The sequence below is a fragment of the Mesorhizobium sp. B2-4-15 genome (assembly GCF_006658505.1).
In the GTDB taxonomy this organism is placed as follows: Bacteria; Pseudomonadota; Alphaproteobacteria; order Rhizobiales; family Rhizobiaceae; genus Mesorhizobium.
In genome coordinates this window covers 49,174-67,170 of record NZ_VFUZ01000023.1, presented here as the reverse complement: position 1 = coordinate 67,170, position 17,997 = coordinate 49,174, and the positions used below count along the sequence as shown (strand labels likewise).

At 65.4% G+C, this 17,997-nt stretch carries 16 protein-coding genes and 1 pseudogene; 4 read left to right on the top strand and 13 right to left on the bottom strand.

Translation table 11 applies throughout. The features are described from left to right. A pseudogene (locus tag FJ930_RS23525) lies at window positions 1-150 on the top strand (IS91 family transposase); the annotation flags it as partial. 377 nt (window positions 151-527) lie between these two features. Here FJ930_RS23525 and FJ930_RS23520 read toward each other — a convergent pair. After that, on the bottom strand, window positions 528-1,829 hold the full coding sequence (locus FJ930_RS23520; protein WP_141840303.1) for a hypothetical protein: 1,302 nt from the start codon (window positions 1,827-1,829) through the stop codon (window positions 528-530). A gap of 582 nt (window positions 1,830-2,411) precedes the next feature. Here FJ930_RS23520 and FJ930_RS23515 point away from each other — a divergent pair. Together FJ930_RS23515 and map are read left to right on the top strand one after the other, a co-directional pair. Then, window positions 2,412-2,624, top strand: coding sequence for a ParD-like family protein (locus tag FJ930_RS23515; protein ID WP_141840302.1), 213 nt, complete (start codon window positions 2,412-2,414; stop codon window positions 2,622-2,624). Next, entirely contained in the window at window positions 2,621-3,400 is a 780-nt protein-coding gene (map, locus tag FJ930_RS23510; protein ID WP_141840301.1) for a type I methionyl aminopeptidase, read from the top strand. Before FJ930_RS23515 ends, map begins: the two co-directional genes overlap by 4 nt. 74 nt (window positions 3,401-3,474) lie before the next feature. On the opposite strand, the gene cobT is transcribed toward map, so the two are convergent. The 7 genes from cobT to cbiE are packed head-to-tail and all read right to left on the bottom strand — an operon-like array spanning window position 3,475 to window position 9,810. After that, entirely contained in the window at window positions 3,475-4,485 is a 1,011-nt protein-coding gene (gene cobT, locus FJ930_RS23505; RefSeq protein WP_141840300.1) for a nicotinate-nucleotide--dimethylbenzimidazole phosphoribosyltransferase, read from the bottom strand. A gap of 24 nt (window positions 4,486-4,509) precedes the next feature. Beyond that, window positions 4,510-5,286: an adenosylcobinamide-GDP ribazoletransferase gene (cobS, locus tag FJ930_RS23500; RefSeq protein ID WP_141840299.1), complete on the bottom strand. Its 777-nt coding sequence runs from the start codon at window positions 5,284-5,286 to the stop codon at window positions 4,510-4,512. After that, entirely contained in the window at window positions 5,283-6,602 is a 1,320-nt protein-coding gene (locus tag FJ930_RS23495; RefSeq protein WP_141840298.1) for a cobyrinate a,c-diamide synthase, read from the bottom strand. The genes cobS and FJ930_RS23495 overlap by 4 nt, the downstream gene beginning before the upstream one ends. Beyond that, the gene (gene cobA / locus FJ930_RS23490; RefSeq protein ID WP_141840297.1) at window positions 6,599-7,417 is read right to left on the bottom strand and encodes a uroporphyrinogen-III C-methyltransferase; all 819 of its coding nucleotides are present in this window, start codon (window positions 7,415-7,417) and stop codon (window positions 6,599-6,601) included. The genes FJ930_RS23495 and cobA overlap by 4 nt, the downstream gene beginning before the upstream one ends. Continuing rightward, the gene (gene cobM, locus FJ930_RS23485) at window positions 7,414-8,178 is read right to left on the bottom strand and encodes a precorrin-4 C(11)-methyltransferase (protein ID WP_140743123.1); all 765 of its coding nucleotides are present in this window, start codon (window positions 8,176-8,178) and stop codon (window positions 7,414-7,416) included. Before cobM ends, cobA begins: the two co-directional genes overlap by 4 nt. Then, complete coding sequence (locus FJ930_RS23480) at window positions 8,175-8,561, bottom strand: cobalamin biosynthesis protein (protein ID WP_141840296.1); 387 nt, start codon at window positions 8,559-8,561, stop codon at window positions 8,175-8,177. Before FJ930_RS23480 ends, cobM begins: the two co-directional genes overlap by 4 nt. A gap of 19 nt (window positions 8,562-8,580) precedes the next feature. Continuing rightward, window positions 8,581-9,810 carry a precorrin-6y C5,15-methyltransferase (decarboxylating) subunit CbiE gene (gene cbiE / locus FJ930_RS23475; RefSeq protein ID WP_141840295.1) on the bottom strand — a complete coding sequence of 410 codons (1,230 nt, stop codon included), beginning with the start codon at window positions 9,808-9,810 and terminating at the stop codon, window positions 8,581-8,583. A gap of 155 nt (window positions 9,811-9,965) precedes the next feature. Between cbiE and FJ930_RS23470 the strand changes: the two genes are divergently transcribed. Beyond that, window positions 9,966-10,724, top strand: a complete 759-nt coding sequence (locus FJ930_RS23470; RefSeq protein ID WP_141840294.1) for a cobalt-precorrin-6A reductase — start codon at window positions 9,966-9,968, stop codon at window positions 10,722-10,724. On the opposite strand, the gene FJ930_RS23465 is transcribed toward FJ930_RS23470, so the two are convergent. Genes FJ930_RS23465 through FJ930_RS23445 form a run of 5 tightly spaced genes read right to left on the bottom strand, consistent with a single transcriptional unit; the run spans window position 10,688 to window position 17,988 of the window. Then, window positions 10,688-11,452 carry a precorrin-3B C(17)-methyltransferase gene (locus FJ930_RS23465; protein WP_141840293.1) on the bottom strand — a complete coding sequence of 255 codons (765 nt, stop codon included), beginning with the start codon at window positions 11,450-11,452 and terminating at the stop codon, window positions 10,688-10,690. The two genes, FJ930_RS23470 and FJ930_RS23465, sit on opposite strands and share 37 nt — an antisense overlap. Next, window positions 11,449-12,222: a precorrin-2 C(20)-methyltransferase gene (locus FJ930_RS23460; protein ID WP_141840292.1), complete on the bottom strand. Its 774-nt coding sequence runs from the start codon at window positions 12,220-12,222 to the stop codon at window positions 11,449-11,451. The genes FJ930_RS23465 and FJ930_RS23460 overlap by 4 nt, the downstream gene beginning before the upstream one ends. Continuing rightward, window positions 12,219-12,851: a precorrin-8X methylmutase gene (locus FJ930_RS23455; protein ID WP_140743111.1), complete on the bottom strand. Its 633-nt coding sequence runs from the start codon at window positions 12,849-12,851 to the stop codon at window positions 12,219-12,221. The genes FJ930_RS23460 and FJ930_RS23455 overlap by 4 nt, the downstream gene beginning before the upstream one ends. 2 nt (window positions 12,852-12,853) lie before the next feature. Continuing rightward, window positions 12,854-14,338, bottom strand: coding sequence for a precorrin-3B synthase (cobG, locus tag FJ930_RS23450; protein WP_141840291.1), 1,485 nt, complete (start codon window positions 14,336-14,338; stop codon window positions 12,854-12,856). Continuing rightward, window positions 14,335-17,988, bottom strand: a complete 3,654-nt coding sequence (locus FJ930_RS23445; RefSeq protein ID WP_141840290.1) for a cobaltochelatase subunit CobN — start codon at window positions 17,986-17,988, stop codon at window positions 14,335-14,337. Before FJ930_RS23445 ends, cobG begins: the two co-directional genes overlap by 4 nt. Between the last annotated feature and the right edge of the window lie 9 nt (window positions 17,989-17,997).

Sequence of the window (17,997 nt, the reverse complement as noted above, 5' to 3'; positions counted from 1 at the left end):
ATGCCGGCGAGACTGGAGGTGGCGGATATCTTCCGCCGCCATGGCGAGGCGTATCGACAGGCCCATGACGGCCATCTCGGGCGCGTCGAGCACCGCACGATGAGCGCGATCGAGCTATGCTGGACCGCCGAACTGGGCGGCCATGTCGAGGGCTAGTGTTTACGAACAAACGATACTCTCGTACCGCAATACTTGATATGAGCGTTGGAAGCTCTAAATTTGTGCGGTTTTGTCGCACCTGTCTAGCAGCGAATCATCGACTGTCCGGTTAGTAATACTAAAGGTGCGCGAGTCGAATGCGTTGTCGAAGCATCCGTGCCTAAGCTCGGCAACTGCTAACGGCAGGCGGAGGAGAGTCGCCAGCCGAGCAGCCAGATTGTGAGCGTCCAACTCTGACAGGTGGTCATAATCCTTTGGTCGAACTACCAGGGCAGGGCGCCTTGAGAGGCGTGCTTTTTGACCCGAGGCGGTGCAGCTCAAATGGGCATCTAACGCTGAGGCCGTGCCCTTCTGTCGTGACAGACGATCTAATAGCTCCAGGGATTCTTTGGCGGTGCTGGATCGCCTTCCGGATCGTACAAGTCGTCTGGCTCAGGAAAGAGGTTTTGCTGCTGGAGATTCGATGTCAGCACCTCAATCTGGTTCTGTGCTTCGATATGCGCCAAGCGCTGTTGTGCCCATTCGATCATACGAAGGTACTCGGAGCTAGCTTGCGGAAGAAATTCAGTCGCCTTGGCGATCGTGGCACGAAGATCAGTGGCTTCTTTTTGATACTCGGCCAACTGACGTAGGAAATTTAGCCTATTCGTTTCGCGTTCTTGCCGCTTTTTGTAAAGCTCCCGTCTGTGCGCCATATGCTTGCGTCGGCGCTCTTCCGCTTCGCGCTCCTCACGACGAGCTTTTTCGAAGGCTAGGTGGAAAAGGATGCCGTCTGCAATCGGATCGAGCATGGATTCCAGGCTCTGATGCTTACCGTCTTTCCACCGCTTGCGGGCTCCCTCTGCCCAATTGTGGATCTCGAAGCTGAGCTTCCCTGAGTAAATGTAATCGTATTCTGGCCAGAAGCTCTCATAGGAGAGCCATTGGCCGCGGCGCCGAGCTATCTCGCGGCGCCTCTCGTGCTCATCGTGCCTTTTCTGTTCTGCAGGGGTTGGAATATGCTTCTCCCGCCTCCGCTCTTCGACGATCTCAAGCCGCACATCGTCGGGCCCGATTGCGGTCTTTATTCCTTTCTCGGTATGGCTGAGCACGATTTCTCGTTGGTCGAGAGCAAGAGCCAGGTGGTGGAGAAACGATGTCAGCCGGGATACGGAACTCTTGTGAACCTTCGCGCCAGGCAGTGAGACCTCACCGTATTGGTCCGGGTTCGCAGATCTCAGCGCTGCGACAAAACCAGCGACCGAGCTGTGAGGATGTCTCACGGGCTCGAAGACGATCGGTTCCCGTGGCGCGCGAGGTGTCTCTTCCTTTTCGGCAACATCCCTAGTTTGGTCAGGAACGGCCCTTGCTTGCCTCATCTCCTTTGATTTCCTTACGGTGCCGGCCGCCGCCTCGATCGCAAACGCGACGTATGGATTTACCGGTGGTTTGTAGCCTCCGATGTAGACAGTCTCTAAGGTCGGGTTGTCGATTTTCCAAAGCGGCGTCTTCGGCGCAGATTGGCCGGCTTCGATCTTTGCCCAATAGCCGCGGCCTGGAACGGGTATCTGATAGCGAGCACAAGTCTTCGCCAGCCCTCGGTCCGAAATGTCGAACCGCCCGGCGAGCGTGATGATGGGTGTCGACCAAACGAGGTCATACAATTCTTGACGGGTAAAGGTGCGCTGCATTTTTGAGCTCTGGGCAATTTAGGAGTGAGGTACTCATTCTCATGGGCACTCGTTTGCGGGCTCGGTACCGTTTTTGGAGGATTTCCCGTGGCGTTACAAATTTCCGCAGTCGGAAGGGAATTTCCGCAGTTCCGACTGCGTGTCAAGGCGCGTTTATGTCTTTGATTTGATTTAATGAAACGTCTTTAAGCAACGCGTTAAAGGTTGGAAAAGGCTCAGAATTCCCAGTTTTTCCCGAATTAACTGGGAAATTCACGCGGAGACGGGTTCGCTCCAGACTGCCAGCACCACCAAATTCTTCAAAGACTTGGTGGAAAGACCCTGAAAGCGAGACACGTTTGGCGCGTCTCGGGCCATGCCTCCGATCGTGATCTTTGACGAGCGACGGCACTTCTTTTTCAAGTCGGCTGGGTCAGAATCTATTGAGCGCCAGGGGCGGTAGCGGCCATGAAAAGCTGCCCGCAGCGTCGCCGCGCCTCCTGTCAGGCGGCGCGCTCTCGACCGGGGTAGCTGTGACGGTGCTCTTGGCTTTTTCATGTTCGGTGTATATGTTCCGTATACGAACCGTATATGGAGATCCCGATGGGCATCGTGAACATTGATGATGACTTGCACGATCAGCTGCGCAGGGCGAGCAAGGTATCGTATCGTTCGATCAATGCGCAGGCCGCCTACTGGATCAAGGTCGGCATGCTGTGCGAGACCAATCCGACGCTCAGTTTCGCGGAGATCATCGAGCGCGAACTCAGTTCCGCCGGCGTTTCGGCTCAACCACTGGCGTTCAGCGAAGCATGACGAAGCAGCCTCGGGAACTGGCACTGCTCGCCGAATCCGGCCGGCTGCTGGCCTCCGTCTTCGGTCTGCTGGATCGAACCGCGCTTGCCGGTGCGTCGACCCTTCAGATCAATGACATGGTCGAGCGCTTCATCGTCCACGATCTCCAGGCCCGACCCGCGAGCAAGGGCCAATATGGCTATGGTTTTGTGCTGAATTCTTCGGTGAACGATGTGGTCTGCCACGGCATTCCATCGCAATCGGACGTGCTTCGGGACGGAGATATCGTCAATTTCGATATCACGCTGGAGAAGAACGGTTATATCGCCGATTCCAGCAAGACTTATCTCGTCGGCGAGGTCACTCCAGCCGCCAGGAGGCTGGTCCAGACCACCTACGAGGCCATGTGGATGGGCATCCGGGCTGTTCGTCCGGGCGCGCGGCTCGGGGACATCGGCTGGGCGATCGAACGCCATGCCAAGCGAAATGGCTATTCCGTGGTGCATGAATATTGCGGTCACGGCATCGGCAGGGAGATGCATGAGGAACCGCAGGTTCTGCATTTCGGAAAGCCGGGAACCGGTCTCGTGCTCCGCGAGGGCATGGTCTTCACGATCGAGCCGATGCTCAATCGAGGCCGGCGGACTGTCAGAACCGAGGCTGACGGCTGGACTGTCGTGACGAGAGACGGGTCGCTTTCCGCGCAGTTCGAGCACACCGTCGCCGTTACGGCTTCCGGCGTATCGGTGCTGACGCTGCGCCCTGACGAACTAGCCGCGCTGAAAAACGCGGCTTAGAAACCGGCCGAATCGGAAAGCAATGCTCTTTTCCGTGGCATCGTTAGCGCCGATTCCGCCTTTCCCGCCTGAGCCTATTTCTCCGAAACACCAGCCTCGGCAAAGCTTGCCATCCTGGCATGGCACTCCAGCGCCGAGCGGACGATGTTGACGGCGAGGCAGGCGCCGGAGCCTTCGCCGAGCCGCATGCCGAGATCGAGCAGCGGCGGCAGGCCAAGCGCTTCGAGCAGGCCTCGGTGGCCTGATTCGGCCGAGACGTGGGCGGCGATGGTGTGGGCGAGCCCGGTCGGATGCAGTCTTGCCAGCGGAGCGGCCGCGGCGGTGCAGACGAAGCCGTCGAGCAGCACGGGTATGCCCAGATGCCGTGCGGCCAGCGTGGCGCCAAAGATCGCGGCGAGTTCGCGCCCGCCAAGGGCGGCGGCGACGCCCAGCGGATCAGCGAGGGCGGCGGCGTGGCGCTTCAGGCCGGCTTCGATGGCCACCACCTTGCGCTTCAGGCCGGCATCGTCGACGCCGGTGCCGCGTCCGGTCCATTTTTCCGCGCCACCGCCGAACAGCGCCGCCGAAATGGCGGCGGCCGGCGTGGTGTTGCCGATGCCCATCTCGCCGAAGCAGACGAGGTCGAGGTCTTTTGTCACCGCGTCATAGCCGGCCGAGACGGCGGCAAGGAATGCCTTCTCGTCCATGGCCGGCACTTGCGTGAAGTCGCCGGTGGGATGGTCGAGATCGAGCGGTATGACGTCGAGTTCGGCGCCGGCGATGCGGGCGAGCTGGTTGATGGCGGCGCCGCCGCCGGCGAAATTCGCCACCATCTGCACGGTGACTTCCGACGGATAGGCCGACACGCCCTGCGCGGTGACGCCGTGGTTGCCGGCGAAGACGAACACCTTCACCCGGTCGAGTTTCGGCATGTCGCGGCCCTGCCAGCGCGCCAGCCATGCGGCGATGGTCTCAAGCCGGCCGAGGCTGCCTTGCGGCTTGGTGAGCGTGTCCTGGCGGCGGGCAACCGCGTTTGCCGCGGCATCGCTGCCGGCGGGTAGGTCAAGGCAGGCTTCGCGCAATTCATCGAGGGAATTGAAGGGCATGGGGGCAAGGTCTCCAAAAGAGAATCAGGAAAGGGCAACGGAAGCGACGAGAAGCACCGCGATTTCGCTCACCTGTTGCAGGGCGCCGATCGTGTCGCCGGTCTGGCCACCGATCTGGTTGAGGCAAAGGGCGTGGAACGCGGCAAACAGCAGGCCAAGCAGGATCAGCGCGGCGATGGCGCCGCCGGGGCCGAGCAGGAGCAGGGGAATCGCGCCAAGCACGGCGCCGGCAATGGCGGTGTCGAGCGAGACAGGGCCAGCGCCGGCCGACAGGCCGTCGGACCGAGCCGACGGCAAGAGATGCATGAAGGCGCCAAGCAGGCCGCGCGAGGCGGCGTGGGCAGCCACAAGGGCAAAGAGCGCCTGTGTGGGGTCGGCGAATTCCGAAAGCACGTTCCAGCGGGTCAGCAGCGACAGGGCCAGAGCCACCGCACCGTAGGCGCCGATGCGGCTGTCGCGCATGATCTCGAGTTTGCGGCCACGCGACTTGCCGCCGCCGAAACCGTCGGCGACATCCGACAGTCCGTCTTCATGCAGGCAGCCTGTGGTGATGACGGTTGAGACGAGGCCAAGGGCGGCCGCCGGCCCCATGGCAAGGCCAAACCGTTCCGCCGTGGCAAAGACGATGGCGCCGATCAGGCCGACGACGACGCCGGCAATCGGTGCGGCCCAGATCGCGGCGGCGAGGCCACGGCCGCGAAAGTCTAGGACGGGCAGGGGCAGGCGAGTGAAAAACACCAGGCAGAGCGCGACATCGTCGAAAATCTGCCGGGGCGAAAGGGTCAGATTTGGAAGCTTCACGCGCCAGCCCTCGCTATCGCATGGAAGAAGGTGCCACTGACATGGCCGCGCCGGTAGCCGGAAGCGCCGATCGGATTGCCCTGGCCATCGGCGAGGTCGGCCAGCGATTCGTCATTGCCGGTGGCCGTCATCTGGGCATAGTGGAATTCGTGGCCACGGATCAGCGCGCCTTGCGGACCCAGCGGACAGTCCGCACGCAGCCGCGCCTCGCGATAGCCGAGGTTCATCTTCCGCCTGGCAAAGCTGGTGGCGTGGCCAAGCAGGCCCAGCATGCGATGCGTTTCGCCGGAGGCATCCTCCAGCGCTTCCCCAAGCACCATGAAGCCACCGCACTCGCCATGGACGGGCTTCGCCTCCGCGAAATGAACCATTCCGGCGCGGAAGTTCGCTGCGGCGGCGAGCCGCCCCGCATGAAGCTCGGGATAGCCGCCGGGCAACCAGCAGACATCGCAATCATCGCCCGGCGCTTCGTCGGCGAGCGGCGAGAACGGAACGATTTCCGCGCCGGCCTTGCGCCAATAGGCGGCGACATGCGGGTAAAGAAAAGTGAAGGCGGCGTCCTCGGCCAGCGCGATGCGTTGGCCAGGCGGCTGCAGCGCGTCGGCGAAATCGCCAACTGCCGGATTCAGCGGCGTTGCCAGTGCCATGACGGCATCGAGATCGAGCGACTTCTCCGCCATATCGGCCAGCCTGTCGAGATGCGCCATCAGGTCATCATATTCGCCGGCCTGGACGAGGCCGAGATGGCGCTCGGGCAGATTGAGCGAGGGGTCGCGCAGGATGGCGCCGACCACGGGCAGGCCGATTGCCTCGATCGCGTCGCCGGACAGCCGCCGGTGGCGCTCGCTGCCCAGCCGGTTGAGCACGACGCCGGCCATGCGCACATCCGGGTCGTAAGTGGCAAACCCTTTGGCGACGGCCGCCGCCGTGGTCGATTGGCCAGAAACATCGAGCACCAGCAGCACCGGCAGGCCGTAGAGCCGGGCGAGATCGGCGGCCGAGCCGGTGCACCCCGGCGCGGCCGGAATGCCGTCGAACAGGCCCATGGCGCTTTCGAGGATGACGAAATCGGCATCGTCGGCTGCCTGTGCGGCCAGCGCGTTGAGCAGCGAGGGCGGCATCGCCCAGCTGTCGAGATTGACGCCGGAAAGACCCGTGGCGGCAGTGTGGAAGCCGGGATCGATATAGTCGGGACCGGATTTGGCGCCGCGCACCTTCAGGCCGCGCCGGGCGAGCGCGCGCAGAATGCCGATGGTGACGCTGGTCTTGCCCGAGCCGGAGCGCGGCGCGCCGATGATGATCGCGCGCGCCGTCATGTCCCGCCCGCCAGTGCCGCGCGCATGGCGACGATGCCGCCGACGACGATCAGCGCCGGCGAGGCCAGGCCGGCAACGGCCGCTTCCTCGGCGATGGTGGCGAGCGTGGCGACGACGATCCGTTCCTTTGGCGTGGTCGCGGCGACGATCACAGCCGCCGGCGTCGAGGGCGCCAGTCCGCCGTCGAGCAGGGCTGCCGTAATCAGCGGCAGATTGGCCATGCCCATATAGACCACGACAGGCTGGCCGGTGCGGGCGATTGCAGCCCAGTCGATGTCGTCATCGGTGCCGGCGGCGTGGCCGGTCGCCAGGATCACCGCCTTGTTGATACCGCGCATGGTGGCCGGGATGCCGGTGGCGGCCAGCGCGCTGAGGCCTGATGTCAGACCCGGCAGCACATGGAACGGGATGCCTTCGCGGGCCAGCGCCAAAGCCTCTTCGCCGCCCCGGCCGAAAATATAGGGATCGCCGCCCTTCAGCCTGACGACGCGGCGGCCTTCACGTGCCAGCCGCACCAGCAGGGCGGTGATGTCGTCCTGTTTCATTGAGGGCTGGCCGCCGCGCTTGCCCGCAAAGAAAAGCTCGGCATTTCCGGCAACAGCCACGACATCAGGCGAGACCAACGCGTCATAGACCAGCGCATCCGCTTCCGCCAATGCCGCCAGCACTTCCAGCGTCAGGCAGCCGGGGTCGCCGGGACCGGCGCCGGCCAGCCAGACATGGCCTGGCTCAAGCGGACGCGGCTTGAAGTTCAGTCGCGCCAGCGCCTGTGCGAGCGTGGTGTTTTCGCCCTTGTTCCTGCTGCTGCCGCTCACAATCCGTCCCGTCCGCGAAAACGCCGCTGGTAGTGGGCGTCGTACAATGAACTCTCGCCGAAGCCTTCCGCTGCCAGCGAGCGGCCGACGAAGATAATCGCCGTGCGCTCCATCGGATCGGCGGCGAGCCTTGCCTCGATCGTCTCCAGCGTACCGGTCAGCACGCGCTCATCCGGCCAGGAGGCGCGAAAGACGATCGCGACCGGGCAATCACCACCATAGTGCGGCGTCAATTCGGCGACGACGCGGTCGATGGCGTGGATGGCAAGATGAATGGCCAGCGTGGCGCCGGTGCGGCCGAAGCCGGCCAATGTTTCGCCGGGCGGCATTTTCGAGGCGCGGCCGGAGACACGGGTCAGCACCAGGCTTTGCGCGACTTCGGGAATGGTCAGCTCGCGGCGAAGGGCCGCGGCCGCGGCCGCGAAGGAAGGAACGCCCGGCGTCAGCGTGTAAGGGATGCCGTGCTTTTCCAGCCGGCGGATCTGCTCGGCAACGGCGCTCCATACCGACAGATCGCCCGAGTGCAGCCTCGCGACATCATGGCCGGCTTTGTGAGCATCGAGATAGGCAGCCTCGATCTCGTCGAGCGACATCGGCGCGGTGTCGATCAGTTTTGTGCCCGGGGCGCAGTGCTGCAGCAATTCGGGTGCCACGATCGAACCGGCGTGGAGGCACACCGGGCAGCTTGCCAGGAGCCTCGCACCACGCAGCGTGATGAGGTCGGCCGCACCCGGACCGGCCCCGATGAAATGGACGGTCATGGCGCGTCTCCGCGGATGGCGATGGCGCATGTGACCGGGCCAAGCACGGTGCGCGGGCCGAGCAGCTTCGCGCCTTTGCCGGCAACCGCAAGGGCCGACGCTTCGGAAACCGATGGCGTGCCGGCCGATTTCTGCGACAGGCTGGAATTGCTGAGCGTTCCCGACGATACAGCCCGAAGGGCAGCGTCATCGACGATGATGACCGGGAGATTCAGCGTGCGACCGGTGGCAGCGATCGCGTCTTCATCCTTCTTGAGCGCGGCGGTGGCGAGTGCCGAAAGAGCCGACATCGCCAGCCCATGCGCTTCGAGCGCGGTTTCTATCGCGGCAAGCACGTCTTCAACGCTCACGCCTTTCCGGCTGCCGATCCCCGCGACAATCATGGCTTCACCCGGCTCCCCATCATGGCTTCACCCAAGCCCACTGCGTAACCGGCATCGCCGGCCGCCAGGCCTGCATCGAGCCGACCGGCGAGGCGCGCGAAATGGCGATGCGGGTGAGATCGCCACCCAATTTGATGTGTTGGGCAAGAAGCAGGGCTTCCATCTCCAGCGTTACCGCATTGGCGACCAGACGGCCCCCGCCGCGCAGCGCCTTGATGGCGGCGTTCAGCACTCCGGTGTCGCTGCCGCCGCCGCCGATGAAGATCGCGTCGGGTGTGTCCAGCCTGGTCAGCGCCTTGGGCGCGCTGCCTTCCACCACGACGAGGCCGGGAACGCCGCAAGCCGCCGCGTTGCGGCCGATGCGGGCGGCTCGGGTCGCGTCGGCTTCAATGGCGATGGTGCGCATCGCGGGGTGGGCAAGCATCCATTCGATGCCGATCGAGCCGGAACCGGCGCCGATATCCCACAGCAATTCGCCGCGCCTTGGCGCCAGCGCCGAAAGGGTGACGGCGCGGATTTCGCGCTTGGTAATCTGGCCGTCATGATCGAACAGGTGATCGGCAAGGCCTGATGTGAGCGGCAGCACGCGGGCCTGCGGATTAGAATCAATTTCGATGGCCAGCACGTTGAGCGGATTGATGTTTTCGAGGGCGAAGGCATCGGCGCGGGCCGAACGTTGGATCTCGTTCGGTCCGCCCAGAGCCTCCAGAACGGTAAGCCGTGATGCACCGAAGTCGAGTTCAGCGAGCAGGCGGGCGATTGCCGCCGGTGCATCGCCATCGGATGTCAGCGCCAGGATGCGCGCATTCGGCTGCAGCAGCGGCCGGATCAGGTCGAGCGGCCGGCCATGCAGCGAAATGGTCTCGATGTCCTGCAGTGCCCAGCCTAGCCGGGCGGCGGCCAGCGAAACGGCCGACGGCGCGGGAATGACGTGCATCTCCTGCAGCTTGACTTTGCGGGCCAGCGTGGCGCCGACACCGTGGAAGAACGGATCGCCAGAGGCGAGCACGCAGACACGCCTGCCGGCCAGCGCCAGCACGTCGCGCATTTCGGCATCAAAAGGCACCGGCCATCGGCGCGGCTCGCCCTTGGCGAAGGGGGCGACCAGCGCCAGATGCCGCTTGCCGCCGAAGATGATTTCCGCCTTGGCAATCTGCTGCTTGGCCTCGTCGCCGAGACCGGCTAGACCGTCCTCGCCGATGCCGATGATCGTGAGCCATTGGAGTGTTGGCTGCTTGTTGTTTGACATGCCAGCGCTGCCCCTCATCCGCCTGCCGGCACCTTCTCCCCGTATAGAGACGGGGAGAAGGGACTAGCGGCAACGCTGGCGATCCGCCTCTCCCCGTTCTTACGGGGAGAGGGTAAGGGTGAGGGGCAGCGCCGACGTGGTCCAGTAGGGTGCCTATGAAGACGATCCTGATCCTCGGCGGTACCACCGAAGCCCGGCAACTGGCGGGAAGGCTGGCCATGCGCGCCTCGGTCACGTTGTCCCTGGCCGGCCGCACCGAAAGCCCGGTCGCCCAAGGCGTTCCCGTGCGGGTCGGCGGATTTGGCGGTGCCGACGGGTTGGCGAGCTACATCAGGGAGACGGGTACGGATCTGCTGATCGACGCCACGCATCCCTATGCGGCGCGAATCTCCGCCAACGCGGCGCAGGCCGCGCGGCTGAGCCGTGTGCCGATCCTTGCCTTGCGCCGCCCGGGTTGGAAGCGTGTCGAAGGCGACCGCTGGATTGAGGTCGATACGGTCGGCGCTGCCGTGCAGGCGCTTGGCGATACGCCGCGCCGGGTCTTCCTGGCGCTTGGTCGGCAAGAGGTTGCGGCCTTCGAAGCGGCCGCCCAGCATCATTATCTCATCCGCAGCGTCGATCCGATTGAGCCGAAACTGGCCGTGCCCGATGCTGATTATCTGCTGGCGCGCGGTCCGTTCCGTGAGCCGGACGAGCGTGCGTTGCTCAGCGAACAGCGCATCGAGATTGTCGTTTCCAAGAACAGCGGCGGCGTGGCCACTTACGGCAAGATTGCCGCCGCGCGGGCGCTCGGCATCGAGGTGATCATGGTCCGCAGGCCAGCGCTGCCGGAAGTGCCTTCGGCTGAAACCGTCGAAGCCCTGGGCGCGATGGTGGATCATTTCGTCGAGCCCGCGGCCGAACGCGGCGTGTAGACCAGCGCCGGCTTGTCGCCGCGCTTGATGATCCGGGTTTCCGGTGAACCAATGATGATGCAGGTCGCCATGTCGGCCTTTTGCGCGTCGACGTTGGCCAGCAGGAAAACCTCGATGCGTTCGTCCGGGCGGCCGGCGGCGCGGCCGAAGATCACCGGGGTGGTGCCGGGCAGGATCGCGCTCAGGCATTCGAAGGCGCGGCCGAGCTGCCAGGGGCGCGCCTTGCTGATCGGATTGTAGAGCGCGATGACGAAGCCGGCGCCGGCCGCCGCCAGAAGACGAAGCTCTATCAGCTCCCATGGCTTCAGATTGTCGGACAGCGATATGGCGCAGAAATCATGGCCGAGCGGGGCGCCGATGCGGGCGGCGACCGCGAGCATGGCTGTAATGCCGGGCACGACGGAAAGATCGACCGCACGCCATTCGGCCGGGCCGGCCTCGATCGCCTCGCAGACGGCGGCCGCCATGGCGAAGACGCCCGGATCGCCACCGGAAACGACGGCGACGTCATTGCCCTCGGCGGCTTTGACCAGCGCATCCTTGGAGCGGGCGAGTTCCTCGCGATTGTCGGAGGCGACGCGGGTCTGGTCCGGGCGTAGGTCAAGCCGGTCGAGATAGGGCTTGTAGCCATAGAAGAATTTCGCTTCCGCCACGGCGCGGCGGGCTTCCGGCGTGACCTGATCGGCATTGCCGGGGCCGAGACCGATGACGGTGAGGCGGCCGCTCATGCCTGCGCTCCCAGGGCGCCGGGCCGGCCGGACCAGCCGGCGACCAACACGATGGCGAAGTAGGGCGCCTTGTCATCCGGCTTGTCGGCCAGCCGCATCGAGATACTGCCGGCCATGGTGCCGCGCTCCACATAGACGGCGCGCGTCAGCTTTCCTGTCGCCTCCAGCGCCCGCCTTATCTTGGGCAGGTTGCGGCCGACCTTCATGATGACGGCGGCATCGGTGTCGGCGAGGCGGCGCGTCAACTCGAATTCGCTCATCGTGCCGGGCAGAACGGTCAGCACATCGTCCCCCTGGACGATCGGCAGGCCGGTCGCCGACCAGCAACCTGACATGGCGGTGATGCCGGGAATAACCTCGGTCGGGAAACGATGCGCCAGCCTGACATGCAGATGCATGTAGGAGCCGTAGAACAGCGGATCGCCTTCGGACAGCACAGCCACGATCCTGCCAGCCCCGAGATGTTCGGCGACCTTCTCGGCCGATTCCTCGTAGAAGCCGGTGATCTGCGAGCGGTAGTCGTCGTGATCCTTGTCGATCTCGGTGGTCACGGGGTAGAGCAGCGGCAGTTCCAGCATATCGGGCCGGAAGCGCGTTTCGACGATGGCGCGCGCATTGCTGTTGTTGCCGCGCTTGGCGAAATACGCCACCACATCGGCTTCCGCCAAGGCGCGCGCGGCCTTCAGCGTCAACAGTTCGGGGTCGCCGGGACCGGTGCCGACGCCGACGAGTCGGCCTTTTGCCGATCCTTCCTTGACGAGGGCGTTCACAGGCCCGGCCTCGCCAGCGAATTGAGCGCGGCTGCGGTCATCGCGCTGCCTCCAAGCCTGCCGCGCACGATGGCATAGGGCACGCCATAGGAATTCTCAGCCAGCGCGTCCTTCGATTCGGCGGCACCGACGAAGCCGACCGGCATGCCGATGATGGCCGCCGGCTTCGGCGCGCCGTCACGCAGTTTTTCCAGCAGGTAGAAAAGCGCTGTCGGCGCGTTGCCGATGGCGACCACCGCGCCGGCCATGCGCTCGCCCCACAGGTCGATCGCCGCGGCCGAGCGGGTGTTGCCGATCTCCCTGGCGATTTCATGCGTGCGCGGGTCGCGCAAGGTGCAGATCACCTCGTTGCCGGCCGGCAGCCGGGCACGGGTGACGCCATGCGAGACCATTTCCGCGTCGCAGAAGATCGGTGCGCCGGCGGCAAGTGCCTTGCGCGCGGCGGCAACAAAATCGCTGGAGAAGACAAATTGACTGGCGGCTTCGACTTGTCCGCAGGCATGGATCATGCGGATGGCGACATCGGCCTCGACTTCCGAAAAGCGTGACAGATCGGCCTCGGCGCGGATGATGGCGAAGGAGCGCTCGTAGATCGCCGTGCCGTCGTGGATGTAGTCGTAGGCGGCCATGCTTATTCCTGTCGGTAAGCCTCTGCGATGGCGGCCGGCCCCAGCCTTGTCAGGCAAGCAGCGGCGGTTTCGCCTTGATATCGTGCGCTGCGGATCACCGCCGCGACGCGGCTCATGCCGCGCGCGGCGTCATAGCCCGGCCTGTAGCCGGCAGGAAGAGCCTTTGCCGTCGCGTTCACGACAAGTCCGGCTCCGTTTTCGTCGCCGACAATTGTTAGTGTCGCCGGACCGGGGTGCGCGCAGCCCTTGGCACAGCCGGAAATGTGCAGCGTGAAGTCTAGAATGTCGGCATTCCCGGCGGCAATCGTTTCGGCGATGTCGCGTGTCGGGATCCGACCGGAGGCGCAGGCCGGCGTCCCGGGGCAGGCGGCGATGCGGGTGCGGGGGTCGGCAGGCGAGGTGACGAAGCCGAGGGAGAAGGCGGCGTCCTGAAGGGGTTGGTTGGTGTGCGCCGGCTGACCGAGGAAGAGCAAGGCACGGCCCGGGGCGAGGCGGATTTCGGTAGTGCCGAGGTTCGATGCTTGGCTGGCGAGGTCGATCAGGTTTTGGGCCGGCATGCTGCCATAGGGGAGGCTGATGCCGACGGTGTGGCCGTGGCTTAGGTCGAAAAGGCCAATCGGCGTGCGAGGGCGCTCTACGGCGCCCCCCTCTGTCCTGCCGGACATCTCCCCCACAAGGGGGGAGATCAGCAGTTCGGCCGACGGCGCTTCTTCCTCCACGTTGGAGCTTGGCTGGACGTTGGCGGTTGGCGAAAGCAGAGATGAGGGCGCAATCTCCCCCCTTGTGGGGGAGATGTCCGGCAGGACAGAGGGGGGCGCGACGGAGTGCCAGCCTGCGAGAGATGCCAATTGCCTCTCCGACAAATCTCTCGCATGAGCTTCTCGACCTTTCTCGGCAACCATCCTGAGTGCACCAACAGCGATGTCGCACGCTGCGTCCTCATCGACCATGCAGACCGGCTTCGCTTGCCTTCCGTCTCCGGCAATCAACACCTGCCACTGAACTTCGTCACCCATCTGAACAGCAACCACCCTGATATCGGCCGTCACCGCATCCATCGCCAATTGCCCGCCGCCGTCCACGACAACCGAAACCTTCGGGCCAAGCCTTGCCGTCAGCCCGGCGTCCTCGATCGCGCCCCTGATCCGCTCAGCCAGCGATCGCGGGTCGGCGATTTCCCGGGGGTCGATGCCCGCCAGCGGCCCAGTCTCGACCGGCACGCCGGTACGCACCGCGATGCCCAATGCGTCGACTTCCGCCGCCAGCGACCGTGCGCTTTCCGTTGTCAGGCCGCGTATCTGCAAGCTGCCGCGCGCGGTCACTTCCATGATGCCATTGCCATGGCGCAAGGCGGATTCGCCGAGCCCGATTAGCGACTGCGGTGATAATCCTCCAGCGACCGGGTTGAGCCTCACCAGCAGACCATCGCCGGTCTGCATGGGGGCGCTGAGAGCAGGACAGGCGCCGCGGCGCGAAAAGGCGTTCATGCCGCCACCCCAAGCGCCTCGGCCTCGGCAATCAGCGCGGCGAGGTCGTCGTCGATCGAATTGCGCAGGGGATGCCAGAGACCGCGCCGGCGCGCCGACAGAAAGCGTTCGGCGATGACTTTCGCGGCGGCGGGATTTTCGCGCAGGATGAAGGCGCGAACTTCGGGATCGCCAACATAGGCATCGTGCACGGCCTCGATCAGCGCGCCTGAAATGGCATGGGTGGTCTCGGCGAAGCCGACCAGCCGGTCGACCGTTTCGGCGAATTCCGATGCGCCGCGCGGGCCGTGGCGCATCTGACCAGCGATAAAGCGTGAATTGACCGCACGGGCGCGCACCACCCGCGATACGGCCTCACCGACAGAGCGCGGCTTTGGCTTTTGCGGATCTGTCGTGTCGAGCACGATGACGTCGGCATTCCGGCCGAGGGCCGCAAGCGCGGCCGAAAAGCCGCCGATGAAGGCGACATCGGCTGATCCTTCGAGAATGTCGCGGCCGGGATCGTCGCCGGTGTGGACGAGAAGATCGGCCTCGGCGATGCGTCCCTCGAAAGCGCCGGGTGCGGAGATGCCATCACCCCCGGCACCGCCATAGGCGTGCGAGGTGGCATCGAGATAGGCACGGCCGATCTCTTCGCGCGCGCGCCAGTCGCCGTTCGACAACAGCTCCTCGACGCCGGCGCCGTAAGTGCCTGGCGAGGTGCCGAAGATGCGGGGGCTGATCTTGCCGTCAGCGCGGGTCTTCGCGGCGAGCGGGTTTTCCGAATCGTCCTCGTCGCGGGCGGCGACGGCGCCGGCGGCGGCATCGATGAGCGCGATCTGCGTCGGGAACATGTCGCGGAACAGGCCTGATATCCGCCAGGTGACATCGACGCGGGGGCGGCCAAGCGTGGCCGGCGGCAGCACCTCGATGCCGGTGATGCGGCCGGTGGCGGTGTTCCATTGCGGCCGGCAGCCCATCAGCGCCAGGCCCTGCGCGATCTCCTCGCCGCCGGTGCGCAGCGACGCCGAGCCCCAGAGGTCGATCACCAGCGAGCGTGGCCAGTCTCCATGCGACTGCAAGTAGGCGCGCACGACCTCCTCTGCCGCCGCCTTGCCGATGTCGTAGGCGGTCGGCGTCGGCATGGTGCGGGGATCCGACGTGAACAGGTTGCGGCCGGTGGGCAGCACATCGGAGCGGCCTCGCGCGGGTGCGCCGGCCGGGCCGGCCTTGACGTGACGGCCATCGAGCGCGGCAAGCAGCGCGGCCTTTTCGGCGTTCGCGCTCTGGCGGCGCATGGCATCGGGTTCGTCGTCGGAGGCGCGACCGTAGATGTGCAGCCCGTCCTTGATGGAGAAATCCTTGAGGTCGCAGAGCCACGCATCGATACGGCGCAAAGCCTCATCAGGCGCGTCGGTCCTCGCAACGCCTGCTTCGGAGGCGAGGCCGGTCTGTTGCGCGGTGTCGACGATCAGCTTCGCCAGCTGGTCGCGGCGCCGCCGGTCGAGCCCATCGGCCTGGGCATATTCGTCGACCAGGCGTTCCAGCCGGTGCTGGTCTTGGTCGAGGCCAGCGCCGGTCAGCGGCGGCGGCAGATGGCCGAGCGTGACGGCGGCGATGCGCCGCTTGGCTTGTGCCGCCTCGCCGGGATTGGAGACGATGAAGGGATAGATGACAGGCAGGGGTCCGGCGACGATCTCGGGGAAGCAGTTTTGCGACAGCGCGACCGTCTTGCCCGGCAGCCATTCCAGCGTGCCGTGGGCACCGACGTGGATGAGGGCGTTGACGCCCAGCGATTTCCGGAGCCACAGACCGAAGGCGAGTAGGGCATGGCGCGGGGGGAGCGTGGGGTCGTGGTAATCGGCGCGGCGGTCGGCGGAGCGGCCGCGATCCGGGGCGAGCGCTACGGTGATGTTGCCGAAGGTGGCGGCGCGGAAGGGGAAAAATCTCGGACGCTGGTGTTCCGGCCCACCCCCCTCTGTCCTGCCGGACATCTCCCCCGCAAGGGGGGAGATCGAGCTTTCATCGAAGCTCTCGCCAGCTATTGGCCTCGCAGGAACAGCGCCGGCATCCGAGCTGCCAATCTCCCCCCTTGCGGGGGAGATGTCCGGCAGGACAGAGGGGGGTGCCTCGCATAAACCTGCCTCATCTTCTGGTTTTCCCCATGCTGCTTCTACTGCGGCAATCACAGCTCTCGGCAACTCCTTCGAGAAGCCCAAATACTCCTGTAGGGCCAATCCGTCGTTGCTATGCTCCAGCAAATCCAGCAGTTCCCGCGGCGTTCGCGGAATCCCGTCAACGGCATAGCCCTGTTCGCTGAGGTCATGCAGCATGGCCAGCACGCTCGACGGGACGTCGAGGCCGACGGCATAGCCGGTGCGGCCGGGGGCGCTCGGGTAATCCGGGATCAGGATGGCGAGCTTGCGCTGGGCGCGAGATGTCTCCTGCAGGCGGACAAAAGCTGCTACACGATCGGCAACCTGGGCCACGCGGTCCGGCTCCGGCCGGTTGGCGAAGGCGCGGTGGCCAAGTGCGGGATCGACATCGCTTTCGTCCTTGAAGGAAATGGCGCCGGCGAGGATGCGGCCGTCGAGTTCGGGCAGCACGACATGCATGGCGAGGTCGGCGGGTGCCAGGCCGCGCTGGTTATTTTCCCAAACGTCGCGGCGCGTGGTGGCGACGATCACCTGGAAGACGGGGACGCCGGCGCGATCGAACAGGGTTTCGACATCGGGCTCCGCGCCGGACGCGAAAGCGGTCGCGGTGATGATGGCGGCCGGTTTCAGCGTGGCGAGAGCGGTTTCGACGAACGCGAGGGATGCTGGGTCTTTGAGGCTGGAGACGAAGATCGGCACGGGGGTGACGCCGCGCTGCTGCAAGGCGTCGAAAAGCGCATCGATTGGCGCGACATCGGGGGCGAGCAGCATCGAGCGGTAGAAGAGGATGGGCACGATCTTTCCCTCCCCCTCGAGGGGAGGGTGGCCCGCAGGGCCGGGTGGGGTCGGTGCGACTGGATATGGTGTTTCTCGAAGTCGGCGCACTTCACCGGCGACCCCACCCCCGGCCTGCGGCCGGACCCTCCCCTCGAGGGGGAGGGGGACGCCGCACTCGACGACGCCACGTCCTGGCTCGTAGTAGCCCGCTTTGGGCACGGTTACCGGCGCGGCTGCTGCTTCATCCTGTCCTGCCAGCCCTGCCAACCTCCGCACCAGCGCACCCATATTGGCCGGGCCGCCTTCGCGGAAATAGCCGAGCAGCGCGTCCAGTTCCGTGCGCGGCAGCGTCGAGGCTTCGATCAGCCGGAAATCGTCATCGTGGCCTTCGCCAGGCAGCAGCGCCAGTTTTATGCCGCGCTCGCGGGCGGTCGCGGCAAGCTGGTCGCAGCCATAGCGCCACCAGTCGTAGCCGCCGAGGATACGCACCAGGATGATCCTGGCGTGGCGGGCGACGCTGTCGATCCAGAGGTCGACGGACATGGGGTGGCGCAGGTCACGCAGCGCGGCCAGCCGCATCGAGGGCAGGCGGCCGGCATCGGCCTTCCACGCGGCGGCGAGGCCGGCGAGATCGCTGTCGGTGAAGGACAGGGCCACGATATCCGCCGGCGTCTGCCGCAGATCGACCGGCTCGGCGAGATCGTCGAGCGACGCGGATGTCGTGGTGAGGATGTGCATCGCGGCCCG